This is a genomic window from Lysinibacillus xylanilyticus (genome assembly GCF_001183605.1).
In the GTDB taxonomy this organism is placed as follows: Bacteria; Bacillota; Bacilli; order Bacillales_A; family Planococcaceae; genus Lysinibacillus; species Lysinibacillus xylanilyticus.
Genome location: NZ_LFXJ01000005.1, coordinates 2,042,258 through 2,068,496, shown reverse-complemented (window position 1 = coordinate 2,068,496; position 26,239 = coordinate 2,042,258). Strand labels below are relative to the sequence as shown.

General features: G+C 36.7%; 22 protein-coding genes. 14 read left to right on the top strand and 8 right to left on the bottom strand.

What is annotated here, in order from left to right:
- The first annotated feature begins 10 nt into the window (after window positions 1–10).
- Entirely contained in the window at window positions 11–415 is a 405-nt protein-coding gene (locus tag ACZ11_RS12910; RefSeq protein WP_049666643.1) for a GNAT family N-acetyltransferase, read from the top strand.
- 45 nt (window positions 416–460) lie between these two features.
- On the opposite strand, the gene ACZ11_RS12905 is transcribed toward ACZ11_RS12910, so the two are convergent.
- Window positions 461–898 (bottom strand): MarR family winged helix-turn-helix transcriptional regulator, encoded by a 438-nt coding sequence (locus ACZ11_RS12905; RefSeq protein WP_049666641.1) that lies wholly within the window; start codon window positions 896–898, stop codon window positions 461–463.
- Between the two features lie 121 nt (window positions 899–1,019).
- Between ACZ11_RS12905 and ACZ11_RS12900 the strand changes: the two genes are divergently transcribed.
- Entirely contained in the window at window positions 1,020–1,607 is a 588-nt protein-coding gene (locus tag ACZ11_RS12900; RefSeq protein WP_049666639.1) for an NAD(P)H-dependent oxidoreductase, read from the top strand.
- A gap of 42 nt (window positions 1,608–1,649) precedes the next feature.
- Here ACZ11_RS12900 and ACZ11_RS12895 read toward each other — a convergent pair whose 3' ends face one another.
- The 4 genes from ACZ11_RS12895 to ACZ11_RS12880 all read right to left on the bottom strand — a co-directional run bounded on the left by ACZ11_RS12895 (window position 1,650) and on the right by ACZ11_RS12880 (window position 6,721).
- Window positions 1,650–2,723: a HAMP domain-containing sensor histidine kinase gene (locus tag ACZ11_RS12895; RefSeq protein WP_049666637.1), complete on the bottom strand. Its 1,074-nt coding sequence runs from the start codon at window positions 2,721–2,723 to the stop codon at window positions 1,650–1,652.
- A complete protein-coding gene (locus ACZ11_RS12890; protein WP_049666635.1) occupies window positions 2,720–3,397 on the bottom strand; it encodes a response regulator transcription factor in 678 nt (225 codons plus the stop codon). The genes ACZ11_RS12895 and ACZ11_RS12890 overlap by 4 nt, the downstream gene beginning before the upstream one ends.
- Before the next feature lie 17 nt (window positions 3,398–3,414).
- The gene (locus ACZ11_RS12885) at window positions 3,415–5,169 is read right to left on the bottom strand and encodes an ABC transporter ATP-binding protein (RefSeq protein WP_049666633.1); all 1,755 of its coding nucleotides are present in this window, start codon (window positions 5,167–5,169) and stop codon (window positions 3,415–3,417) included.
- Between the two features lie 376 nt (window positions 5,170–5,545).
- A complete protein-coding gene (locus ACZ11_RS12880) occupies window positions 5,546–6,721 on the bottom strand; it encodes an MFS transporter (RefSeq protein WP_049666631.1) in 1,176 nt (391 codons plus the stop codon).
- A gap of 124 nt (window positions 6,722–6,845) precedes the next feature.
- Between ACZ11_RS12880 and ACZ11_RS12875 the strand changes: the two genes are divergently transcribed.
- The 6 genes from ACZ11_RS12875 (at window position 6,846) to ACZ11_RS12850 (ending at window position 14,376) form a co-directional block, all read left to right on the top strand.
- Complete coding sequence (locus ACZ11_RS12875; RefSeq protein ID WP_049666630.1) at window positions 6,846–7,724, top strand: LysR family transcriptional regulator; 879 nt, start codon at window positions 6,846–6,848, stop codon at window positions 7,722–7,724.
- A gap of 271 nt (window positions 7,725–7,995) precedes the next feature.
- Window positions 7,996–8,571 (top strand): MarR family winged helix-turn-helix transcriptional regulator, encoded by a 576-nt coding sequence (locus ACZ11_RS12870; RefSeq protein WP_049666628.1) that lies wholly within the window; start codon window positions 7,996–7,998, stop codon window positions 8,569–8,571.
- On the top strand, window positions 8,564–8,866 hold the full coding sequence (locus ACZ11_RS12865; protein WP_049666627.1) for a hypothetical protein: 303 nt from the start codon (window positions 8,564–8,566) through the stop codon (window positions 8,864–8,866). The genes ACZ11_RS12870 and ACZ11_RS12865 overlap by 8 nt, the downstream gene beginning before the upstream one ends.
- A gap of 63 nt (window positions 8,867–8,929) precedes the next feature.
- A complete protein-coding gene (locus tag ACZ11_RS12860; protein ID WP_049666625.1) occupies window positions 8,930–10,192 on the top strand; it encodes an MFS transporter in 1,263 nt (420 codons plus the stop codon).
- Between the two features lie 363 nt (window positions 10,193–10,555).
- Window positions 10,556–11,326 (top strand): MerR family transcriptional regulator, encoded by a 771-nt coding sequence (locus tag ACZ11_RS12855; protein ID WP_049666624.1) that lies wholly within the window; start codon window positions 10,556–10,558, stop codon window positions 11,324–11,326.
- A 35-nt stretch (window positions 11,327–11,361) separates the two neighbouring features.
- The gene (locus tag ACZ11_RS12850) at window positions 11,362–14,376 is read left to right on the top strand and encodes an efflux RND transporter permease subunit (RefSeq protein WP_049666621.1); all 3,015 of its coding nucleotides are present in this window, start codon (window positions 11,362–11,364) and stop codon (window positions 14,374–14,376) included.
- Between the two features lie 393 nt (window positions 14,377–14,769).
- Here ACZ11_RS12850 and ACZ11_RS12845 read toward each other — a convergent pair whose 3' ends face one another.
- Window positions 14,770–16,788 (bottom strand): multicopper oxidase family protein, encoded by a 2,019-nt coding sequence (locus ACZ11_RS12845; protein WP_236690847.1) that lies wholly within the window; start codon window positions 16,786–16,788, stop codon window positions 14,770–14,772.
- A 526-nt stretch (window positions 16,789–17,314) separates the two neighbouring features.
- Between ACZ11_RS12845 and ACZ11_RS12840 the strand changes: the two genes are divergently transcribed.
- From ACZ11_RS12840 to ACZ11_RS12815, 6 genes are all read left to right on the top strand, one after another.
- Window positions 17,315–17,797, top strand: a complete 483-nt coding sequence (locus ACZ11_RS12840) for a cell wall elongation regulator TseB-like domain-containing protein (protein ID WP_049666619.1) — start codon at window positions 17,315–17,317, stop codon at window positions 17,795–17,797.
- A 16-nt stretch (window positions 17,798–17,813) separates the two neighbouring features.
- Entirely contained in the window at window positions 17,814–19,007 is a 1,194-nt protein-coding gene (locus ACZ11_RS12835; protein ID WP_049666617.1) for a pyridoxal phosphate-dependent aminotransferase, read from the top strand.
- 28 nt (window positions 19,008–19,035) lie between these two features.
- The gene (asnS, locus tag ACZ11_RS12830) at window positions 19,036–20,331 is read left to right on the top strand and encodes an asparagine--tRNA ligase (RefSeq protein WP_049666615.1); all 1,296 of its coding nucleotides are present in this window, start codon (window positions 19,036–19,038) and stop codon (window positions 20,329–20,331) included.
- A 121-nt stretch (window positions 20,332–20,452) separates the two neighbouring features.
- The gene (locus ACZ11_RS12825) at window positions 20,453–21,181 is read left to right on the top strand and encodes a DnaD domain-containing protein (protein WP_049666613.1); all 729 of its coding nucleotides are present in this window, start codon (window positions 20,453–20,455) and stop codon (window positions 21,179–21,181) included.
- Between the two features lie 12 nt (window positions 21,182–21,193).
- A complete protein-coding gene (gene nth, locus ACZ11_RS12820; RefSeq protein ID WP_049666611.1) occupies window positions 21,194–21,856 on the top strand; it encodes an endonuclease III in 663 nt (220 codons plus the stop codon).
- Window positions 21,853–22,167: a YpoC family protein gene (locus tag ACZ11_RS12815; protein WP_049666609.1), complete on the top strand. Its 315-nt coding sequence runs from the start codon at window positions 21,853–21,855 to the stop codon at window positions 22,165–22,167. The genes nth and ACZ11_RS12815 overlap by 4 nt, the downstream gene beginning before the upstream one ends.
- 351 nt (window positions 22,168–22,518) lie before the next feature.
- Here ACZ11_RS12815 and ACZ11_RS12810 read toward each other — a convergent pair whose 3' ends face one another.
- Together ACZ11_RS12810 and recU are read right to left on the bottom strand one after the other, a co-directional pair.
- Window positions 22,519–25,293 carry a penicillin-binding protein 1A gene (locus ACZ11_RS12810; protein ID WP_049666607.1) on the bottom strand — a complete coding sequence of 925 codons (2,775 nt, stop codon included), beginning with the start codon at window positions 25,291–25,293 and terminating at the stop codon, window positions 22,519–22,521.
- On the bottom strand, window positions 25,290–25,940 hold the full coding sequence (gene recU, locus ACZ11_RS12805) for a Holliday junction resolvase RecU (RefSeq protein WP_049666605.1): 651 nt from the start codon (window positions 25,938–25,940) through the stop codon (window positions 25,290–25,292). The genes ACZ11_RS12810 and recU overlap by 4 nt, the downstream gene beginning before the upstream one ends.
- Window positions 25,941–26,239 lie beyond the last annotated feature (299 nt).

Here is a 26,239-nt window from a genome sequence, read left to right as displayed (position 1 = left end):
GGAGAAAGTTATGAATATAGTTCAAGCAAACACTATTTCTCCAGCTATTAGAAAACTACTTTCTTTTGCAACTTCGGATAAAAAAGTTCAACAAGAGTATGAAAAATATATACTTTTATCGAATAGGACATTGTATAGCGTTGAATTCGAAGGTGAAATAGCTGGTTGTATTGGTATAGAACAAATTAGCTTATCAGAGTGCGAGATTAAGCATATTGCTGTATTAGCTGATCAAAGAGGAAAAGGCATTGGTAGTAAAATGATTAATTTTATAGCAAGTAAGTACCCATCAATTGTTGCTGAAACGGATTATGAGGCTGTAGATTTTTATCGACGCTATGGTTTTTTTATAACTAGCCTAGGAGAGAAATACCCAGGTGTAGAACGCTTTCTATGTCAATATAATAAACAGTAAAAGAACCTGCATTGCTTTTCCTAATGAAAAGCAATGCAGGTTCTTTTATGAATTTGGATTAAAGACCTTTTCGTCTAGAATGTTTAAAGCATAACTAATGTCCTCTAAATCTTTCTTAGATGCATGTTGAATAAGTTGTTGAAAGCGCTCATCAATACAGGCGAATGCTTCCTCCATTATTTTTTCTCCATCTTCTGTAAGGCAAACATAGTGCTTTCTTCGATCTTCGGTATCGATAATTTTTTTAATTAACTTTCTTTCCTGTAATTTGCGTAATTCACGGCTTGTATTAGGTAAGGACATATGCTGACAATCACTAATTTCAGTAGGTGTAACTGGCTGGCTTACTTTTATATATTCTAAAATCTTATATTGTACAGGTGTAATATTTTCGATTTTAACGTTTTGAGTTAATTCATGTGTTACTTGATGTACTGCTGTTGTAAATGCTACAAACTGATTAAATAATTCTTTTTTGTCCAAACGTGATCACCTCTTATTGACAAGATAGCAAAAAACTTATCTTAAAACAATTATCATTTGACAACTAAAGCCGGACGATTTATTATTTTGTTATCAAATGATAAGTAATGGAGGATACATGATGAACACATTAGTTATTTATACATATCCAAATCATACGAGTTTGAATTATGCTTTTTTACAGGAGGTTATGAAGGGCTGTAATGACAATCCTTTCGTTAAGGAGATTCAAGTATTAGATTTATACGAGGAGCAGTTTGATCCGCTTTTAGTATTCCATGAACATAAACGCCGTCGTGATATGTTTCGTGATCCAAAGCTTGAGAAATATCGAGAACAAATTAGGTGGGCTGATAAAATCGTTTTTGTTTATCCGATATGGTGGGGCAGGCCACCAGCAATGCTTCTAGGATATATTGATCAATTGTTTGCGGCCAATTTTGCGTATAAAGATAAAAAGGGGCTATTTCCAGAGGGGCTTCTAAAAGGAAAATCAGTAGTGTGTATTTCGACAATGAAGGGGCCAACAAAATATCCACTATTTTGGCTAAATAATGCTCATAAAATATTAATGAAAAAAGCTTTATTTAATTTTGTTGGCATTAAACAAGTGAAGTTTTTTGAATTCGGCAATATGGAAAGTAAGAAGGGGGGACAAAGCAAAAAACTCGAAAAAATTTATCAATATTTTAGAAAAGTAGCTTACTAGTTTATCTGTCTAATAGACTCGTGCAGACGAAGATTGAATATCCTATGCGTTTGCACGAGTCTGATCCATTTCTAATGGCAGTGTTACAAAAAACGTTGTAAATTCAACAGGCATACTTTCAACAGTAATTGTTCCGTAATGCATATCAATGATTTTCTTTACAATAGATAGTCCTAAGCCACTTCCGCCATTTTCAGCTGTTCTTGATTGGTCAGCCTTATAAAATCGTTCGAATACATGCTTTTGTTGTTCCGGTGTTACACCGATACCGTTATCACGAATAGCAATAGTGATTGTATCTATTTGTTTTGTCATTGATATTGAAATGGTGCCAGCAGCTGGCGTGAATTTAATGCTGTTGCTTAGTAAATTCATCCATACTTGATTCATTAAATCTTCATCAGCCATTAGCGAAATGTTTTCTAATTGCAGATCCATGTCGATGTTTTTAGCTAGCCAATTTGGTTCAAGCGTAAGTACGACATCGCGCAATTGCTTATCGAGTCGGTAATGCCTTGGCTCGAATGGATGATGTTGTGATTCTAACGACGATAGCTTTAGTAAATTGTCACTAATTTTTGATAGTCGATTACTTTCCATCTCAATGATTGCTAAATAATGCTGTCGCTTATCCTCTGGGAGATCTATGTTTTTCAATGCTTTAGCAAAGCCATTAATAGATGTTAGAGGCGACTGTATTTCATGAGAAACATTCGAAATAAATTCTTGACGCATTCTTTCTATTTCGCCTAATTCCACTGCCATATGGTTGATGCCATGTATTAATTGACCAAATTGATCTTCGTCATCTGCTTTAAGATCTAATTTGACAGTAAAATCACCTTTAGCAATCCGGCTTAATGCATCTACAATTGTATTCCAATAATTCCGTTGTCTTTTTGACCCAATTAAAAAGGTGATGATAACAGAGCAAGCAAAGAGAACAAAAACACCAACTACAGTCCATAATTGAAGCCAGAAACCTTGTGGATGTTTGCCTAACCAATCATAAAGCCAAGACGTTATGTGGTAGGAAATAAAAGCAAATATGATGCTAATGATAAGAAGAAGCATTAGAGTTAAAAAAAGCTTTAAAATATTTTTTAGTCTTCTCATGAAACTAGTTCCAATCGATAGCCTAGACCGCGAATTGTACGAATAGAAAATCCACTTGTTTCTTGAGGGAAACGTTGACGAAGTCTTTTAATGTGAACATCGACCGTACGTTCATCACCTTCATAGTCGTATCCCCAAATTTCTTCAATTAGCCGTTCACGTGAAAAAGTTTTTCCAGCATAGCTTGCTAACGTAAATAACAGTTCAAATTCCTTTAAACGAAGTGTTAAAGACTCACCGTTATACAAGACTTCATGTGTATTACGATTTAACTTAATATTGCCAGCTTCCACAAGTTGAGATAGGGAAATATGGTATCTTTTAAGTATTGATTTCACACGGACAATCAGCTCTGCTGGTTCAAATGGTTTAACAAGATAATCATCTGTTCCAAGATGAAAACCCTTTACCTTTTGCGAGGTTTCTCCCTTTGCGGTTAACATTAAGATTGGTAGATTATCATTAAATGAACGTATTTCTTCGCATAATTCCCAACCATCCATTTTTGGCATCATAATATCCATAATAATCATATCCACCTTATCAGAATCCAGTTTGGACAGTGCATCCACACCGTCCGTAGCTTCAATTACCTCTAAACCTTCATTTTGTAAAAATACCTTAACTAATTCTCGAATATGCGCATCATCATCTACGACTAATAGTTTTGTCATGCTAACAAATCCCTTCGTTATTCCTCTTTAATACGCAATTGTTGCTTAGCAAACTCTCGATACATGTCATGAGTCTCAAATAGAGTATCATGTGTGCCACTGCCTGTAATATGTCCTTTTTCCACAAAAAGTATTTGATCAGCATCTACTACTGTTGAAAGGCGGTGTGCGATTACAAGAGTTGTTCTACCTTGCATTAAATTATCTAATGCTTTTTGAACATAGATTTCCGATTTACTATCTAGACTTGACGTTGCTTCATCTAGCATTAATATTTGTGGGTCACGTAAAAGTGCTCTGGCGATAGAGATTCGTTGTCGTTGACCGCCAGAAAGCTTAATGCCTCGTTCTCCTACCTCTGTGTTAAATTGCTCGGGTAATTCATTGATAAATTGATCGGCATAGGCCATTTTGGCAACTCTCTCAAGCTCTTCATCCTGCACTTCTCTATTAATACCATAGCAAATATTTTCTCGAATCGTACCAGACAGCAGTGCACTTTCCTGAGCAACATAGCCGATTTGACTTCTCCAAGAATGCAAGGAGTAAGTGTTGATAGGGGTTTCTCCAAGTGTGATACTTCCATTAGTAGGCTGATAATACCTTTCTAACAGAGAAAACGTTGTTGTTTTTCCTCCGCCACTAGGTCCAACGATGGCAGTAACTTTACCTGGTTCAATGGTAAAACTAATATTCGATAAAATCGGTTTTTCTCCATAAGCGAAGTCAACATTTTTTACATAAATCGGCTGATCTACTTTTTCTAATGTGTTTCCTTCGAAAATATTTTCCTCTTCATGCTCAAGTAATGCACTAATTCGCTCTGTAGCACCCATTGCTTTTTGAAGCTGTGTAAAGAACATTGTTAGTTGGGTCATCGGCATGATGATTTGGATTAAATATAAAATAAATGCTACCATGTCGCCAGCTGTAAGCTCTCCAGAAGAAACTCGTACACCACCATAACCAATAATGGCCACAAGGACTGACATTAATACAAATGAAATGAGTGGTGAAATAAGAGCATGGATTTTAGCTTCTTTTAAGCCAAACGTAAAGAGGTTTGTAATTCCTTTCATGCCACGCTTATATTCTATATTTTCGGCATTTGAAGCTTTTACTAATCGTGTCTCAGGTAAAACTTGATTTAGCACGGACGTAAATTTTGCTGTCTCATCTTGCATCCCTTTTGAAATAACAAACATACGTCTTCCTAACAACATTAAAATAATCATAGCAAGCGGAACAGCAATCAGCATGACTAAGGTCATTTTCCAATCTAAAATTAATAGAATAATGATTGACCCAATAATAGAAATAACACCAGATAAACAGTTCGCAAGGTGTTCCGTAATGAGCTCCTTGACAACAGCTGTGTCATTTGTAACACGACTTAATGTTTCACCTGTATCGTTTTCATCATAATAAGGTATTGGTAAATGAAGTAGTTTTCTCCATAGCTGATTTCGTAATTTCGCGACAACATGATGTCCGACACGATTTAAATAATAAATAGAAAGGCCACTTGCAATTGCCTGCGCGATAAAAGCAATACCTAACAAAATAATTTGCCAAAAATCAAGTGATTCTAATGAAAAGCCATCGACTAATTTTTTTGTAAATAACGGTACGATAAAGCCTACGCCCGTAGTTGCTAAACTCATAATTAATGCAATAATTAAAAGCCACATCGGCGGTTCAGCCTGTTTGACTAAGCGAACAAAGCGCCGCCAATCCTTCATTTTTGTCGTATCTTTTGATGCCTCCTGCAAAGTAAATCCTCCTTCAATTTCATCCACAATATAATATGAATCTTCTATGTTACTAACTATAGCATGACTATATGAACTGAATATGAAATGAGGTGGGATAATAAGGAAAAAAGTTACTCGGAATTCTGAGTAACCTTTTGTGTGTCCATGGTGTGCTTATTCAAACTGAAAGATTTTCCAATAAGTCGATAGAATCTTAATGCTAATTGAAATTGGAGTAATTCACTGTCAAACAAAAAAAGGCGACTATCCTTATGGTGAGGGAAAATCGACTTTTCTGTTATCCTTTATAGTTACTAAGAAATAAAAGCAGTATTCATCCCACATTAACTCCCCTTAAAGGCCAGATGATGAAGAAACCCCCAATGATTAAGTGTTACTTTATTTGCTGGTGCTTCTGATTACCAATTTTAATCTGAATGAGGATCATGGCAATGACGATGGCCATCATGCCAATAATTGCGGCTGTAAAACTGCCTGTATAATCTCGGACAAGACCAACAAAAAATGGGCCAAGTGCGGCAAAAACGAAGCCAACCGATTGAGTCATAGCCGCCAAAATACTTGCTTCCTTAATGTTTTTGGCTTCATCAATTGGTAATGTTAATCCTAATGAGAATAAGCCACCTGCACCTATGCCAATGAAAAGACTACTGAGCAAAGGGTTAACGGAAAAAAGTAGCATGGATAGACCGATTAATTCTAACAATGAACAACCCACTAACCATACAGCTCTATGCTGAAAACGATTATTTAAAATCGGTACTAAAAAAGTTGCAGGCATTTGGGCAACTGTTAAAAGTGTCAACATCATGCCAGCCTGTTGTTTACTATAGCCCATATCTTCTATTATAGGTGGCAACCAGGCCATGATTGTATAAAACATGAAAGCCATTAAGCCAAAAAAAGCAGTTAATAGCCAAGCTTTTTGATTTGTTAAAAGTTGCTTTAAATTATTATCAGAACCTGAAGCATCTGAGCCAATGTTAGTGAATGGCTTTTTCTCAATTGGTTTCCACCAAAAGAAAACAGCGATGACAGCAAGAATAGCCCATGATGCAGCAGATGCCTGCCATGTATTAAAAAGGGAGCTTAAAGGTAAAGAAAGCCCTGAGCCAAGTGAAGCTCCTACAACTAATGCTAAAGAATAAATACCAACAACACGAGAAGGATTCGTGAAATTTTGTTTAATAAAGCCTGATAGTAAAGGCCCAGCAATAGCGATGCCAATACCAGCAAGAAATGCTGTTAGTAGCATCACCCATGCAGAGTAGGCAAAAAACCTTGCAGCTGTTGCCAGCCCAATAAGAATAAGTGAGTAAGCAATGGCTCGTTCAATGCTAAAGCGATTGGCAAGTTTTATTGCAAATGGTGCAAATAAGCCCATACATAGTACCGCTAGTGATGTTAATAAACTTGCAGTAGCGGCACTCATTTGTAATGACTCTCGAATGGTTCCTAACAAAGGCGAAACGGAAGTTATCACGGGTCTAAGATTAAAGGAAGCTAAAATAATAGCGATAATTGGTATAATTGTTCGTTTTACATTCATTCTCTTTCAACTCCATCTATAGATATAATAATTACAAATTGAAGTCTATAACAATAAGAATGATTGAACAATACTATTATTACTATTATTATGATAGTTACAAACTATGATAGGTAGTGATATATTGGAAATTCGTCATCTTCATTATTTTATGGCTGTTTGTGAGGAGTTACATTTTACAAAAGCAGCTGAAAAACTTGGTATTTCCCAGCCGACTCTAAGTCAACAAATTCGTGTACTGGAAGACGAGGTTGGTATGCCACTGTTTGATCGGATTGGCAAAAAAATTGTACTCACTGAGGCCGGCTCAATGCTATTAAGTTATGGAACAGAAATATTAGATACATTGCAAAATGTCAAAGACGCCATTAAAGATTTACAGGATATGAAAAGTGGTCATATACGAATAGGAATTATGCCATCTGATCTAGACTATCGAATTACACAGCTTGTCATCGATTTTCACCAAAAGTTCCCTAAAGTTAAATTAAAGATTATGTCGTCCATCGAAATTGTGCGGCAAGTTCTTGAAAATGAAGTTGATATTGGCATTGGCATTAACGTCCTACCAAATGACCGACTTGTTACGATTCCTTTATGTAGGGAGCAGTACGTGCTAACTGTATCGAAGGAGCATCCAATGGCAAATCGAGAAAGCATAGACATAGCAGAGTTAAAAAATCTACCAGTGATTATGTATCCAGAAGGTTTTTTCGGGCGTGAAATTGTGGAGGACACTGTAAAAAAACATGGTTTTCAATTAAATTCAGTGCTAGAGACATCTTCAGTTACGTCGATTATTAATCTTGTTAAAGCGAATATAGGTGCAACTGTACAGCCCTATCCGTTAATAATAGAGATGAATGATCCTACCTTGCATATCATACACATTCAGGACGACGCACCAAGCCGTAGTTTGTCGATTATTTATCGAGTAGATCGTTATGTAAGTCAAGCAACAAAAGCTTTAATTGAACAAATAGAAGTTTATTTCCAAGGCTAGTCCGAAAGTGGGCTGGCTTTTTCTATTGTTTTAATAGTGAATGCTCTGAAGTAAGTAGATATAACTGCACAAAGAGTATGGGAAAATGAAAAATAAATAAAAAAGGTGTTCCTTTTTTTGGATAGATACCATATAATATCCATAAACCGACAGTCGGTCTATTAACATAAACATCTCTTGCTTTTTGTAAAATAGTCACCATGTTGACATTTTGAAAGTCGCTATGTATTATTTAGTAAACATGGTGACTAAAAATAGAGAGGTGTTATATATGGATTTAAATCAATTATTGAAGGAATTGCATTTCATGCAGCAAAGTTATGCGACATTGTTTTCAGTTGTCAATAAAGTTCAAATAAAAGGAGATGAATATTTAGAGATATTAACTTCGAGACAGCATATGGCTCTTATTGCCATTGCCCATTTACCAGTAGAAAATACAACACTTGTAAATATCGCTAAAAAGCTTGGTACAACTAAGCAGACTGCGAATAAGTTAATAACGAGTCTTGCGAAAAAGGGCTATGTCCAAACGATACCAAGTAAATTAGATAAAAGATCCATCAATGTCGAGATTACTTCAGAGGGAAAAATAGCATTAATTGCTTGTTCGGAGAAGTCTACTTACTTTTTAGCAGATATCTTTAAAGACTTTACAACTGAGGAAATTGAAACATTGTGGAAGCTATTGCAAAAGCTTTATCGTTTTGATGGTGAGGAACTAGATGGATATGAAGAAACGGTAAATATGGAGGTAGAGGAACCAGAACAGATTTCGGACTTCCAAGAGAGAGTATTAGCGGAGTTATTCAAACGACGATATGGAGATGAAGAACGCCATGATTAAAGGAGACACACCATTTTTTTATACTCAAAAAGCAAAAGATGCTGAGCAAAAGTTAATAGAAAAAGTCCACCTTATGAAACGGAAAATAAAGAAATCTGCGTATGACATTAAGGAAAAACTTCGTCGGAAATCAGAAATTAGTCGTACTGAAAATTATGTCTCCATTATTATGGGGGTCTTATTGCTAATAATGTCTTGGAGTGCACAAATTGAGTGGCTCATTTGGTTAAGTACGATAAGTATTTTTAGTAATGTCTTTCTTCTTACAATACAAAAAAATAATTTATTTTCTTAGTCATTACAAATCTAAAAATTTCAAAAGTTACCTTAATAGTTCTCAAGGAAAGGGGTCTAATGAATGGAATCACAGATTAAAAGAAAAGGCTTTTCAAAAGATTTTAACCTGATGGTAATTGGGCAAATTATTTCTATTTTAGGATCTGCGCTTTTAAGGTTTGCCTTATCACTATATGTACTAGATATTACAGGACGTGCGGATCTTTTTGCAGTACTATTTGCGATATCGAGTGTCCCGATGTTACTAGCACCGCTAGGAGGAGCAATTGCTGATAGGTTTAATCGACGCAATTTAATGGTGATTTTCGATTTTATGAGTAGCATAATTGTATTTATTTTCTTTGCAATGCTAGCGATTGGTAATAGTTCCATTTTGCTTATTGGTGTTGTAATGGTACTGCTTTCCTTTGTTAGTGCTATGTATGCACCTACAGTGATGGCCAGTATCCCAGTACTTGTAGAAGAGGAAAAGCTTGAGCAGGCCAATGGAATTGTTAATGGTATTCAAGCATTGTCTAATGTAGCTGCTCCTGTATTAGGAGGAATACTATATGGTTTGATTGGCATAAAAGTGCTTGTCTTGGTGAGTGGTGTGTTCTTTTTCCTTTCGGCGATATTAGAGATGTTTATTCATATACCATTTATGCAACGAGAGCAGAACAGACATATTATTCCAACTCTTGTAGATGATTTGAAAGAGGGCTTTAGCTATGTAGTGAAGCAATCTTTTATATTCAAATGTATGATTTTAGCGGCATTATTAAATTTATTATTAACACCGCTGTTTGTCGTAGGGGTTCCGATTATTCTCCGTGTTACGATGCAAAGTAGTGATACATTGTATGGAGTAGGGATGGGATTAATTGATTTTGCTACAATTTTAGGAGCTTTATCTATGGGATACTTTGCGAAAAAAATGGGTATCAATAATTTGTATATTTGGATTTTCATCACTGCTTTATTGATTGTCCCAATGGCTCTATCGGTGACACCTCTGTTACTTAATATTGGCTATTACCCATCCTATACTTTATTTGTTGTTAGCGCACTTTTAATCGCTATGATTATGACGATCATCTCTATTTACGTTATTACAGTTGTACAAAAAGAAACACCTAATGAAAACTTGGGGAAGGTCATGGCTATTATCATCGCTGTTTCACAATGTATGGCACCAATAGGGCAAATATTGTATGGCGTATTATTTGAAGCATTTAGTGTTAAAGTCTACGTTCCTATTTTAATAATTAGTATTGTTATGGTAGTGATGGCAATTGCAACTAAGAGAATTTTACGCTTTGAAAAGAGCGAGGCAGCGAAATGATTGATAGGAAATCTATTGCTCAATGTTTTACTCTTCAATATTGAGAGTTCGAAACAAAATTAAATACTAACTATCATTTTCAGTGATTAACTGTTGAGACCCTTTATGCACCGTAAAGGGGCTTTTTTTATAGATAAAAAAATTAGGCGTGTTGATTTGAAAATATAGGTTCTTCTTGAGCGATTTGAGGAAGCGGTTAGACGCTCGCCTGCAAGCAAGCGAGTAGCAGGTAGCGGAAATCAACTTCTTCTAATTAATTTTAATGGTTAATTTCCATTCCTAATATTTCATTAATATGGTAAATAACGCTTGACCTTCAAGTAAGTTGAAGGTTTACATTGGAATTAAGAAAGGTGTGATGATTTGAAAAAGTATATGACAATTCAAGAATTCTCTGAAAGAACAGGAATAGCCAAAAGTACATTACGCTTTTATGAAACCAAAAATTTGCTGTTACCGGAGGAAAGAAGTTCAAATGGCTATCGAGTTTATGCGGATAGTCAAATTGCAACTGTAAAGTTAATATCCACTTTGCGATTAGCAGATGTATCTATTCATGAAATTCAAAATTATTTACACGAGCAGGAAGAAACCACTCGCAAGGAAATGATGAAAGTATGGATTCAAAATATGAAACAAAAACGAGATCTGTTGGATATTAGCCTACGTTACTTAGAAAGTAATTCCATTCGAGATGATATCTATTTGATTGATAAAAATGATGAAAAAATTATTTGGTATACAGCTCAATCCACAACGGGTAAATTTGGAGCCCATTTTGAAAACAGAGCAAACGAATTAAAACAATTAAACATTAGCATTAAAAGTTATTATTTGAATTATTTATCTGGTCAAGATGTAATCAAAGCTCAAATCGGCTTTGGTGTTCCAGCAGATACAAAAATAAATGATATAGCTAATAGTGATTTTATTGAACATATGCCTTCTTGTATATGTCTGGCATTGCCATTTAAAGAACAAATGTCAACGATTAAGGACGGATACATAAAATTACTTCAATACGCACTTCAACATAAATGGGTACCGTCACGCTCAATTCTGGAGTGGTATCGAGGTGATGATTTTACTCAATTAGATTTATTGTTACCTGTTATGCAGATTGAGCAGGGATAGGGAGAAAATACTAGGGATAGTTAGGAAGGTGCGCTATGAAACGATTTATCCGCTTTAGTATGAAAAATGCTTTAACAATGTTATTTGTAATACCTCTGATTATTGTTGGAGGAATTTATTCATTACAAACATTACATAGTGAGAAGTACCCGAATATTGATATTCCATATTTAACAGTAATTATTCCTTATCAAGGAGCCTCACCCGAACAAGCGATGAATGATATAGGGGAGCAAATGGAAAGGGAATTTATGAAATTGGAAGGGAGAAAAAATGTATATACAAACGGTGTCGCTAATGCCGTATATTCAACTATTGAATTTGAAATGGCAATGGATATGAAGGAAGCAGAGCAGCTCGTAAGGAGAAGTGTAGATAAATTACAGTTGCCTAAGCTTGCAGGTGAACCGAGGTATGAATTAACTAAGCCTGGTGGAAATCCAATTATTTTCTCAATGGGTATATATGCTGCAGAAAAACTTGACGAAGTTCAAACCTTTGTAAAGAAAACTATAATTCCACAACTTTCAGTAATAGAAGGTATTAGTGATATAGAAATCAGTGGAACAACTGAAAAGTTAGTTTTTATTCGACTCCTGCCACATCAATTGATGGCAAATGGAATTACATTAAACGATGTTCGAGAAGCTATTTTGGCGAATAATCTGTCAATGCCAACTGGAGACATCTCCATTTCAAATGAAGTATTGCCAGTGCGAATAAATAGCGAGCTAAAATCTATTGAGGAGATTAAAGACATAAAGCTATTTACTAAAGAAGAAAATTCGCAAAACATTACTACAACCAATTTAGGCGAAATTGCTGAAGTTTCATATGAAAGTGAATACACAAACGATATGACACGCATTAACGGAAAACAGGGTGTAAGTTTCAGTATTATTCCTGAAGGTGGGGCTAATTCAGTAGCAATCGTTGATCAAGTGAAAAAAGAAATAAATAATTTAGCTATTCCGGAAGATTATAAAGTCGAAATCTTACGTGATCAATCCATCGAAATTAATCAATCGGTCCATTCTATGCTACGTGAAGTATTTTTAGGGGCATTAATGACCATCATCATCACCTTATTATTTTTAAAAAATATTCGTTCGACTATTATTGCAGTCGTTTCCATCCCGGTCTCAATTTTTGCATCTTTTCTTTTGCTGAAGGCAATCGGATATACATTAAATATTATGACATTGGCTGGTATTGCAGTAGCAGTTGGACGGGTTGTAGATGATTCAATTGTCGTCATTGAAAATATATTTAGAAGAGTAAGAGCCTCAAAAGAAAGAAATGTAGAATTAATAGAGCAGGCTACAAGTGAAGTAGCATCTGCGATTACCTCCTCAACATTAACAACTGTAGCTGTTTTTTTACCACTTGCCTTCGTGCCGGGAATTGTAGGTGGTTTTTTTAAGCCACTTGCATGGACCGTTGTTATTTCATTGTTGATTTCATTAATTGTTGCTGTAACTGTTGTTCCAATATTGTCAAAGATCTTTTTATTAAAAATCACTCCTAAAGAACCACATGAAAATAGACTTCAAACTTGGTATCGAAATAGTTTGACTTGGGTTTTACAACATCGTTTAGTTACTTTAACCGTGGCATTATTAATTTTGATAGGTTCTATTTTCATTATTGCACCGAGGCTAGGGACAACCTTCCTGCCACAAGAGAAGATGAATGATTTCAAAATCGAAATGACAATGGCAAAAGGTACTGCTTCAATGAAAACAGCTGATGTCGTAAGTAGAATAGAAAATATATTATTAGAAAGAAAGGACATCAACCTTATAAATACTAATATTGACGGACAATCTGGGAGTGCGACGATTGCATTCGTTGTCAATGATTCTATTAGGAATATGAACGAATATGTAAATGACGTGCGACTACGATTAACAAAGATTACTGAACCTGAGGAAATGACAATCTCGGGTATTGGTGGAATTATAGGAGGGGCAGAAAGTAGATACACACTAGTTGTAAATGGAGCGAGTTTTGAGGATCTAAAAAAAGCAAGTGAGCAGATTACAGCTACTTTAAAAGAAGTACAAGGAATGGAGGATGTGACAACATCTTTAGAAGGAGAAGTACCTGAAATCGTTTTCGAGTTGGATGATAAAAAACTTGCTGAAAAAGGAATAACTCCAGGTATAGTTGCACAAAGTCTTCGAACACTCATTAATGGAGATGTAGTAACGACCATGAGAGTTGAAGCGGAAACGAGGGAAGTGAACCTAGGATTGAAAATGGATGAAGTTACATCTCTTCAAGATTTAGGAGAGCTTCAAATCAGTAATGCAATGGGAATACCTGTCGTTCTTCATGAATTAGGGGAGCTGAAGAGGATTAATAATATAACTTCACTTACTCATTTAAATGGCCATGAATATATCATGGTATATGGAACTATTACTGATGAAAAAGTAGGAGATGTGACTGCTCAAGCAGATAAGGCAATTAACAATTTACACCTTCCTGAAAATATTAGCTATTATAAGGAAGGTGTATCTGCTTCAATGGATGATGGTTTTAAAGATTTATCGATTGCCATTGGAATTAGTGTTTTCCTAGTTTATTTGGTTATGGTTTTTACCTTCAAAGAAGGAAAAGCACCGTTTGTTATTTTGTTCGCTATTCCATTTTCGATTATTGGTGCATTAATTGGACTTTATATAATGAAGGAACCAATCGGTATGCCAGCAATGATCGGTTTACTCATGTTAAATGGAATTGTTGTAACGAATGCTATCGTTCTAGTTGATAAGGTGAAGCAGTTTGAAAGATGTGGAATGACCAAGCAACAAGCTTTAATAAAGGCAGGGGTCGTACGTATTCGTCCGATTTTGATGACTGCTATTGCAACAATGGGTGCATTAATCCCAATAGCTATTTCGAATGAAACTGGGATGATATCAAAGTCTCTTTCTGTTGTAGTTATAGGTGGACTATCTACTTCTACTTTTTTAACATTATTTATCGTACCTATTCTTTATAGCTTATTTAAAAATCATAAAGAGGTTGGGACAAAACTGTGAACTACTCGCCACTTAGCAAGCTTGAAGTGGGAGCTTCTCAGTTCCACGACGAAAGCAACCTTTCGTCTTCCTGAGCGTTACTTCGAGGTGTTACAACCCTAGATGTCCAACGTTTGGACGCTATTTTGGTACGGTTGATTTTTTACGTAGGAACCGAATGGCTTGGTTTTCGCACTCTATTTTCTTCCTGCAACCTTATATATCAAGTTATCAAAGAACTTTATATAGATAGTTGCCCTTCACACGCTTGAGGAAGGAGAATTATTTCGGTAAGTTCGTTAAAAAGTGCAAGAAATCAATATTAGAAACATTGATTTCTTGCACTTTTCTGATGTGAAATTATTAAATTTTGCTTTAAATCTATCCTTATGTCCTAACCCCATTATTTTAATATTAGTACCATCTTCTCCGACGCCTAGTAGCCATCCTTTGTTGTGGAAGTTGTAACTCAGTAGACGGGAAGATTGGTTGAGGGATGCTATTAATACCAGTAACATTATGAATTTGATGATCCGGAAGTTCTACTTTTGAAAAAGTGATATTTTGAGTATTGTTCAAGAGTGGTGAAGAAAGCTGATTATATTCCACATTGTCTTCTAAAAAAGATGTTTCATTAGAGTGAGTAATGTTTTGAGTACTAGTTAAGAGAGGGATAGTTTGCGGAGTATATTCTATTTCATCTGTTTGCAAAGACACTTGAGAGTGTTCTACCATTTCTTCAGTTGGCGTGCTGTGTGGAGTATTGATCAGGAGTGGTACAGTATGCTCGTTATTGCCCGTAACAATAGTCGAGTCTTCGTGATGCTGGTCTTGCGAATGCTCTACTTCGTGCTGGATTTCAGCATGTGGCTCCTGCACAGGGTGAACGTCCTTCATGACGAGTATTGGTCGCATCATGTCATGATCTTCATGTTCAAGGAAATGACAATGCCACATATAATTGCCGGCATAATCTTTCCAATGCATAATTATTTTCGTAACTTTCCCTGTTTCAGCTTTTACAGTATCCTTCCATCCTTGCTCATAATCATGCGGTTTTTCAGGGGGACCTGTAAATTCCAGTCTACCTTCATTTTGATATAGCTCCATATCGAAAGGGCGTCGTTCTAGTATTTTAAATTGAATTAAATGTAGATGAATAGGGTGATCAAACTGCGTGGCATTAATGAAATTCCAGATCTCTATACTATCAAGTGCAGGTTTTTCAGTGATAGGGTCATGATACATACGATTATTTAATAATAACATTGGTCGACCAAAATCATCTGTCGTAGCAGTTAATGGTAAATGTCTCTCGATATGTGCATCGTGTGAATGTAAATCCATTGATACTGCGAGTCTTTCTGGTATTTCACTAGTATCCTCATACTTTAAAGGAAGACACACATTAAACTGCATGATTTCTCTTGTATATTCATCAATGAAATCTTCATCAGAATTGACTAACGTTATTTCCTTACCTTCATATTTTGAAAAATCGATAATGATATCTGTTCGTTCTGCCGGCAATAACTCAACAGATTGAATTTCTTGGGGAGCTGTTAAAAAGCCGCCATCTGTTCCGATTTGTATCAGATGCTCATCATTTGAAAGGCTAATAACATAACCTCTTCTATTGGAACCATTGAGAAAACGAAATCTATATTTACGAGGTTCGACATTTAAATAGGGCCAGACCTTGCCGTTTACAACGATGGTATTACCAACAAAGCCAGGTGTAATAGATGGATGTACGGGAACTGGGAATGGTGGTTCATCAGGATAGAAAAGTGAGCCGTCTTCATTAAATGATTTATCTTGAATTAAGATAGGGTACTCATAGTCACCACAAGGTAGGTTAGAACGCTCCTCAATTGAATCCCGCAGTAAATAAAAACCGGCTAATCCCGCATACACATTTAAACGAGTTAGCGCCATTGCATGATCATGATACCACAGTGTTGTGCCGGGTTGATGATTAGTATATTCGTGTATTTCTTTACTGAATTTTGGACCTGTTTGCGCATAATCTCTTGTATACCATGCCTCTGGATGGCCGTCACTTTCCCAATCTACATTAGCGCCATGTAAATGTGTAACAGTTCTTACTTCCTTTGAATCATTTGCCGCATGAAGAGTGTAATCGACGGGTAAGAAGTGCTGTAAGGGCAATAGATTTTTATATCGAACATAAATGCTTTTGTCTTTTGTAGCCTCAATTGTCGGTCCGGGATAAAGACCGTTATAGCCCCAGATGATCGATTTTGGGAAATCTTTATGGAAAGAATGCTCTGCTTGAACCATTTTCAGTTCATAATAGTCTTTTCTCTGTTGGCCCTTATAATATTTAGGTTTAGCGGTAACCGGTCTTGGCAGCTCATCCACAAATTTTGGTATTGTCGCTGGATCTGTAGGATTAACTTCTTTAGTCAAAACATCACGTCCTTTTTCAATTCATAAAATTGCTCATTACCTCATCATATGGGTAAAAACAATAGGCAACTAGGACAATAATGGAGATAAATGTACTTATAAAAAAATATCTACATTTAATAATCTGAAGGGGGTTTATCGCTTATAAACTACTAGATGAGACTTAGACGCCAAAATGTGTAATCATGGGCGTTTGTGTCAATTACAAAAAAAATTTAATATTAGCAGGAAAATCGATGCTTGAAGTAGGAATTTTTACTTTGAAAGGGTTATCCTTTTTAAGGGTTGAACTAAAAAGAAAAAAATTACTAAACGAATCATTTGAAAACGTTATTCTATCAACGTACAATATATGAAATTAAGAAACACGACAGCACAAAATTGTTGTATAATGTTGTGGTATGAGGAAAGAAAGCAGGTTGACAAAAATGGAAAGCAAAATGAATGTATACGCAGTTACAAACATGCAAAAGCATCAAGCATTCGTGTTAAAGAATAAGCTAGATGTGAAACTTAAGGTGAATATATGAAAAACTGGTTGATTTTCATTTCTGTCTTTATGGTTTCATTGTCACTTGTCATAAGTATTTTAGTACTCTGGAAAGCCGAGGCTCCATTCCATTCAATTGAAGAGAAGGCTGAACAGTTGGCACTTGATGCCAAAGCCCTCGCAATTGTCTCGGAGTCCTACACATATAATGGCAAACATTCGTATGTCACTGTCTTCGGGGTAGATGAATATGGTGATAAAAAAGCTGTCTTTGTTCCGACGAATCTAAAAGCTGATTCAATTAAGGAAGTATTTTTAAAAGATGGTATTACGGAAAAGCAGGCATTATCGGTTTTAAAAAATGAAGGAAATGTACAAAATGTCCTCAGTATAAAATTAGGCTATGAGGAGCCAGGTGCTGTTTGGGAAATTACATACCTAAACAATAACGATAAGCTCAACTATGTCTATATTATGTTTAAGGACGGCGACTGGTGGAAGCGCATTACGAATTTATAAGAGGAGTAGATCCCGTATGAAAAATTTATTAGCAAACCGTGTAAAAACTTTAACACCATCTTCAACTTTAGCGATTACTGCGAAAGCAAAGGAGTTAAAAGAGCAAGGTATTGATGTAATTGGTCTGGGTGCAGGTGAGCCTGACTTCAATACACCACAAAATATTTTAAATGCTGCCATTGACTCGATGGAAAAAGGTTTAACAAAATATACACCTGCTGGCGGTCTTCCAGTACTTAAGAAAGCTATTATCGATAAACTTCAACGCGACAACAATCTTACATACAAGCCGAGTGAAGTAATTGTAGGTGTTGGTGCAAAACATATTCTTTACACTTTATTCCAAGTTATTTTGAACGAGGGCGATGAAGTTATTATTCCAATTCCTTATTGGGTATCTTATCCTGAGCAAGTAAAATTGGCGGGCGGTGTACCTGTTTATGTGGAAGGCACAAGTGAGCAAGGCTATAAAATTACTGCGGATCAATTAAGAGCTGCTGTGACAGATAAAACAAAAGCAGTTATTATTAACTCTCCTAGCAACCCATCAGGAATGATTTATTCTCGTGACGAGATTGCAGAAATTGCTGCTGTTGCAGAAGAAAAAGATATTTTAATCGTGTCAGATGAAATTTATGAGAAGCTTGTATACAATGGTATTGAGCATTTTTCAATTGCACAGTTATCTGATGCAGTGAAAGCACGTACAATCGTTGTAAATGGTGTTGCAAAATCACACTCTATGACAGGCTGGCGTATAGGGTATGCTGCAGGGGATGTGGACATTATTAAATCAATGACTGACCTAGCATCACACTCTACATCAAACGCAACAACAACTGCACAATATGCAACAGTGGAAGCGTATAATGGACCACAAGACGCTGTAGAAGAAATGCGTCAAGCATTCGAGTCTCGTCTTGAAAAAATTTATCCACAATTAAGTGCAATTCCTGGCTTCAACGTTTTAAAACCTCAGGGCGCATTTTACTTATTACCAGATGTAGCAGAAGCTATGGCTCATACTGGCTATGATTCAGTAGATGCATTCGCTGCGGATATTTTAACAGAAGCAAACGTAGCAGTGATTCCAGGCTCTGGCTTTGGTGCACCAACTACAATGCGATTATCTTATGCTACATCATTAGACTTATTAGAAGAGGCAGTCCGTCGAATTGATACATTTGTAAAATCAAAATGGCAAGACTAATCCTTTTAACCAATTTTGGAGGATTTCTATGAAAAAAATTATGATTCAAGATATGCCAAAGCATATCGGTGAAACCGTCAAGCTAGGAGCTTGGTTAGCGAACAAACGATCAAGTGGGAAAATTGCCTTCTTACAATTACGTGATGGTTCTGGCTTTGTTCAGGGCGTTGTTGTAAAAGAAGAAGTCGGCGAAGAAATTTTCGCCATTGCAAAAGGTATGTCCCAAGAAACTTCAATGTACATTACGGGAGAGGTTAAAGCAGATGAGCGTTCAAGCTTTGGCTGTGAAATTGCTGTAACTGGTATTGAAGTACTACATGCTGCAACTGATTTCCCTATTACGCCAAAAGAACATGGTCCAGAGTTTTTAATGGATAACCGTCACTTATGGCTACGTTCTCGTAAGCAACATGCGATTATGAAAGTTCGTAACGAAATTATTCGTGCAACTTACGAGTTTTTCAACAACAATGGCTTTACGAAAATGGACCCACCGATTTTAACTGGATCAGCTCCAGAAGGTACTTCTGAGCTATTCCATACAAAATATTTTGATGAGGATGCATATCTTTCTCAATCTGGTCAACTTTATATGGAAGCGGCTGCAATGGCATTAGGTAAAGTATTTTCATTCGGTCCGACGTTCCGTGCAGAAAAATCTAAAACACGCCGTCACTTAATCGAGTTTTGGATGATTGAACCGGAAATGGCATTTGTGGAATTTGAAGAAAACCTAGAAGTGCAAGAACAGTATGTAGAGCATATTGTGCAATCAGTTCTGGCAAACTGCAAATTAGAATTAGAGCGACTTGGTCGTGATACATCAAAACTTGAAAATATCAAAGCACCATTCCCTCGTATTTCTTACGACGATGCCATTAAATTGTTACATGAACAAGGATTTGACGATATTGAATGGGGCGATGATTTCGGTGCACCACATGAAACAGCAATTGCGAATTCATTTGACAAACCTGTATTCATCACTTGTTACCCAGTAGGCATTAAGCCATTCTACATGCAACCACATCCTGACCGTGATGATGTAGTATTATGTGCAGATTTAATTGCACCAGAAGGTTATGGTGAAATAATTGGTGGTTCTGAGCGTATTCATGACTATGATTTATTAAAATCACGTCTTGAAGAACATCAATTATCTCTAGATGCTTATGCATGGTATTTAGAGTTACGTAAACAAGGTTCTGTACCACATTCAGGCTTCGGTCTTGGATTGGAACGTACAGTGGCATGGATCTCTGGCACGGAGCACATTCGTGAAACGATTCCATTCCCACGTTTACTAAACCGCTTATATCCATAAGCAACAACAAGTTTAGTTTTAGGTTTTGCTGCCCGTTAAAGCAGTTAAAATTAAAAAAGTCGCGTAGTGATGTATCTACGCGGCTTTTCTACTTACGATGGAAAAAGGAGTCAAGTATAATATGAGCACAAATAACAATCGACTCCGTACATGGACTGAGCAGAAAATGATTCAAATTCCTCAGCTTTTTTTTCAGTTTTATAAGGAGTTAAATATTGAGGATGATGAGGCACTTATTGTTATGCATTTACTTGCGTTCCATATGGAGGGAAATGATTTTCCAACACCTAATGACCTGATGAATCGTTTGACAATGCCTGGCAATGACATTACTTCACGTCTACAGCGATTAATGCAAAAAGGCTTCCTTGGAATAACAAGCGACGTCGATGCAAATGGCAAACTATATGAAAAATATTCGGTATACCCACTTTGGGAGCGTATTATGCAGATGATTGAAATGAAGGAACATCAAAAATCAGCAGCATCGCTTCGACAAGAAGAGGGTGAAATATTCCGCTTATTTGAAGAGGAAATGGGGCGTCTTTTATCTCCTTTAGAGCTAGAAAAAATCGGATCGTGGTTAGATGAGGATAAGCACAGTCCGGCGCTTATTAAGGAGGCGCTTAAGGAGGCTGTGTTTGCTGATAAGCTAAGTATTCGTTATATAGATCGAATATTACTGGAGTGGAAAAAGAAAAATATTACGACACCACAGGCTGCACAGAAACAAAGCGAGCAGTTCCGGGAAAAACAAACATTTAACCGACCGCCAGTCCGAACAATGCAGCAAGAAGCACAGTCGACAAATAAAGTACCATTTTATAATTGGTTAGAAGAAAGAGAATAGGGGGCTTCCAACATGTTAACAAAAAAACAATGGGAGCATTGTCTAGCGGAAATGGATCGTATGTTTCCTGATGCACATTGTGAGTTAGTGCATGACAATCCGTTTGAACTAACTATTGCCACGTTATTATCGGCACAGTGTACGGATGTACTTGTAAACAAAGTAACGAAAACATTGTTTCAAAAATATAAAAAGCCGGAAGATTATTTAGCTGTATCCTTAGAGGAGCTGCAACAGGATATTCGCTCCATTGGCTTGTATCGAAATAAGGCAAAGAATATTCAAGCATTATGTCAAAGGCTATTAGAGGAATACGAGGGAGAAATACCAGCAAGCCGAGAAGCACTAGTCACATTGCCTGGTGTTGGCCGTAAGACGGCTAATGTCGTGTTGTCTGTAGCTTTTGAAATTCCTGCACTTGCAGTAGATACACATGTAGAGCGCGTGTCTAAACGATTAGGGCTTTGTCGTTGGAAGGATTCAGTGCTAGAAGTCGAAGAAACAATTATGAAAAAAACACCGATGGACAAGTGGTCGAAAACACATCATCAGCTAATTTTCTTTGGTCGTTATCATTGTAAAGCTCAAAACCCTAACTGTCACACTTGCCCTTTACTTGATGATTGTAGAGAAGGGCAAAAGCGTTTAAAGAAAGGGCTGGTGAAGGAAGCGTGAATGTAGAGGCAATCGAAAAGGAAAAAATAGATGCTTGGTTTGCAAAGTGGGCAGAGCTAGAAGGCCAAATTCATGTAGCTCATGATGCAAGGAATGGTGAAGCAAAAGGATTGATGGAAAAGGCCATTTTATTGTTTGAGCGCTTAGTGCAAGATGCAGGGGATGAAGTGTTGCCTATAAACGGTGTCGAACGATTAACCTTTATAAAAGCAAAGCCTGGCCAATATGCCTGTTATCGTCAGCTCGATGAATTATTTAAGGAAACAAAAAAACGAGCAGCACGGCTACGCTTGCAGGCTGCAAAAAAGTAATATAGACGGATAGATTAAGCAAACTGAAAGATATAAAAAGAGGCTGGTACATAACTGGTCAAAACCTTAATAGCGCGAGAAATCAATTTTAGAAATGTTGATTTCTCGCGCTTTTCTCTGGTCAATGTGTTAAGCCACTTCCACAGTCTGTCGCTACGCTTTCGCGCAAAAAAAAGTAACTTTTGAAGTTTCAAATTATCACTATAAATTAGATTGCCATGCAAAAGAAACTTTTCTATGTGATGTGGTTGATTTGCCGAAGAATCATACGTTATTATGACACTTTGACTTATAGACATACAGTTCTTCAACACAAAAAAGCAGAGTAGCGTTACGCTACTCTGCTTTATTTTATTCAGTACTTCCGGTACCATCATCCGGTGTGGTTGGTTCAGTTGGCGTTGTTGGTGGCTTGCTACCATTGTTGTTGCCATTGTTACCTGGGGGGGTACCATTGTTTCCTGTATTGCCGTTGTTACCATTCCCACCAGCGTTACCATTGCCATTGTTGCCATTGTTGCCACTATTGCCGTTATTGCCACTATTGCCGTTATTGCCACTGTTGTCATTTCCGTTACCATTGTGGTTACCGTTGTTGTTACCATTGTCTCCGTTGTTGCCATTTTCATCCGGTGCGGTTGGTTCCTCAACATCAGGTTTATCTGGAGATTCTGGATCTTTATCTTTATCTTTATCTTTATCTTTATCTTTATCTTTATCATCTTCATCAGTCGTACCTGATATTTGGAAAGAAGTTGTACCTGGTTTACTGCGTGTACCATCTACAACTGCTACAACAGAAATCGTGTAATTGCCATCTTCCAGCTTGTTGCTTACTGTTAAGTCTTTGCTATCAGTTGTACCAAGAGAAATAGTTTCTCCACCTTCTCGTGTAGCGGATACCTCGAAGGTTGTTGGTAGCGGTTCATCCGTTTCCGGATTAAGCATTGCATCATGCTCCCATGAAATATTGATAGATTGACCTTCTAAATCTAGGCTTGCACTTACATTGTAAGGTGAAGAAAGTTCTGGCATTGCGTATTCATTTGAAACTTCCTTAGGCTCTGTACCACGTACAAATAGCTCTGTACCACGTTTCTCACTTGGAGTAAAGTTACTTGCTAATTTAAGTGGCTTTGAGCCTACTTCAATTGTAGCTTCCACAACTGAGTTTGGTTTTTTGAAACTTGGTGTTTCTACGTTTGCTGAAATATCTTCCATAATTTGTTTAAATAAATGTTGTGGTAAACGACGTTCATCCCAAGTAGTAATTGGATCAAAGTGTTCTTCATAACCACTCCAAATAGCGATTGAATAGTTTGATGTGTAACCAGCAAACCATGAATCTGGCACGCTTGTATCCGGTAAATTATGCTTGCTAAAATCAGCGCGTGAATAGTTTGTTGTACCTGTTTTACCTGCGATATCTAATCCAGGTACATTTGCTGCAGTACCTGATGCATCGGGCTTATTGCCGACAACGTCACGTAACATATCTGTCACCATATAAGCTGTATAATCACTCATTGCTACATTAGACTCTGGTGTGTAGTCTTTTGTTGTTTTTCCATCACGGTACACGATTTTTGTAATCGCATAAGGATCAGTATAAACACCATTATTCCCAAATGCTGCATAGGAAGCTGCCATTTGCGTAGGAGACATCGAAATATCTCCACCACCGATTGCATCAGACTCATAAACATTTTCAGATTTAATACCTAAACGACCAATAAATTCTTTAGCTTTATCAATACCAACTTCTTGCAATACTTTAACAGCTGGAACGTTACGTGAAGCATATAAAGCTTTACGTGCTGTCATTGCTCCCATATATTTATTATCCCAGTTCGTAATGGTTTGTTTCGATCCTGTGTAGTTCATAGGTTCATCCACAAGTGTTTGACCTGTTGACCATTTTAAATTTTCGATTACTGGTCCATAATCTATTAATGGCTTCATTGTTGAGCCTGGTTGATGTTTTAAGTCAAATGCATAGTTGAAACCACGTTCAGCCCCGTAATGGCGACCGCCACCGATTGCTTGAATTTGACCAGTTTTCGTATCAACGACAGCCACACCAGATTGAATCTTTTCTGTTGGGAAGTTACTGTCATCATTCATAATGTTTTCAACAGTTTGTTGTGCATTCGGATCAAGTGTTGTATAGACTTTAATTCCTTCCGCCATTGCACTACCATCACCATTTTTCTCTAGTTCATTAATAACGACATCAAGGAAGGCATCGTATTTAGAGCCAGAAAATTTTTGACGTGTCGCATCGTCAGCTAGGCCTGCTTGAACGTCTACTTTCTTAGCTTCCTCCATCTGAGCTTTTGTAATTTTTCCATGTTGATACATTAATCCTAGAACTGTATTACGACGTTTTTTTGCAAGTTCAGGATTTTTCAATGGATTGTAAGCATTTGGACGTTGTACTAAACCTGCAAGTAATGCTTCTTCATCTAAAGTTAAATCTTTTAGTTCTTTACCATAGAAATATTGAGCTGCTGTTCCGAAGCCATAAACACGACCTGACATCAGCATTTTGTTAAAGTACATTTCAAAAATTTCTTCTTTTGTATATTTACGTTCTAATTTGAAAGAAAGCCAAGCTTCCTGTGCCTTACGTTTTAATTTTTTCTCATTTTGTAAAAATGAGTTTTTAACAACTTGTTGTGTTAATGTCGAAGCCCCTTGTGCCCCGAAGCCATCACGGAAGTTTGCAAGAACCGCACCACCAAGGCGATAAAAATCCATACCACCGTGTTCGAAAAAGCGTACATCTTCCGTTGCAAGGATAGCGTTAATCATATCTTGTGGTATATCTTCATATTTTACATATTTCCGGTTTTCTGCACCAATTGTTGCAAATATTTCACCGTTTTTATCATAAAACTCTGAGGAAACAGGGTCCTTCAGTAAGCTTTCATCTAGTTCAGGTGCGGAACTTGCATAAAAGGCGAATAACCCAGCACCTCCAATAAAACATGCAGCTACAATAGCTATAAGTGTTAATGTAATGCGCTTGAACCATTTTTTCTTCGATGGTTTTGGAGCGCTTTTTTTATTTTTTTGAGCGAGAGCCTTTTGATGCTCACCGCGTGTCGGACGACGTTCAGTCATTCTACTATCTCCTCACTTTCAGAACCATGGCTTTTTGCTTCAATTAGCTTTTGGACAATCGGTAAATAATCGATACGTGGATAATAGCTTGTAGGAATTTCAAAAGCTTCCTTTTCTATAGTTGAAAAGGGGATCGATTTACGTTCACCGTTTTCCATTGCTAGCCAGGCCTTTTGTAAAACATCGTATGGCACGATAAAATATCGTTCATAAGCTGAGAAACGAACGATAATAAAAGCCACACCATTTTGTTCCGTCACTTGCTGCATATGTGTCATTTGATGCAAGTGAATATTCTTTAGGGGAAAACTGGTCTTTGAAGCAGTTTCCTTTGCATCAAAATCAATATAATGCCCGTTCCAAACACCATTGTAATCTGTTGTTGAAGGTGTTCGGAAATAAGCCTCACGAATAACTGCAGCACTTCGTGATGGGTACTCTACTTTGACGATTTGCACGGGAACAGGTTTCTTATGAATGATAGCAAATCGCCTTTTTACATAATAATCGTTTGCTTCATTAATTTCATCTTCTAGTGTTTTTCCTCGATTACTAAAAGAAAAATCTTTTTCCTTTCCCTTTTTTGCTGTTTTTTGAACAGCTGGATTAGGGGAATATAATTTCCCGTTCGGATAACGAATTGTCACTTAGTTCACCCTCTATAATACTGCTATTATACAATAGTTTACCATGATTAAGTAGCAGTTCTCTACTTCCATTAATAGTATGATTGATGCTAAATTAACGGTGGTCGAAATTACCAATATAAAAATCGGTCATTGGGCAATTTTCGCCTCTTAAAGTCGAAAAATATCATGAATTATAACTAGTTCTTTCACGCAAATCGTCAAAATAACTGATGATATTCCCATGCGAATTAATAGAAAAAACTGTACTCCACGTTAGCTTCTCTACTAGATAGACAAATTAGAAGGGGATAAAATTT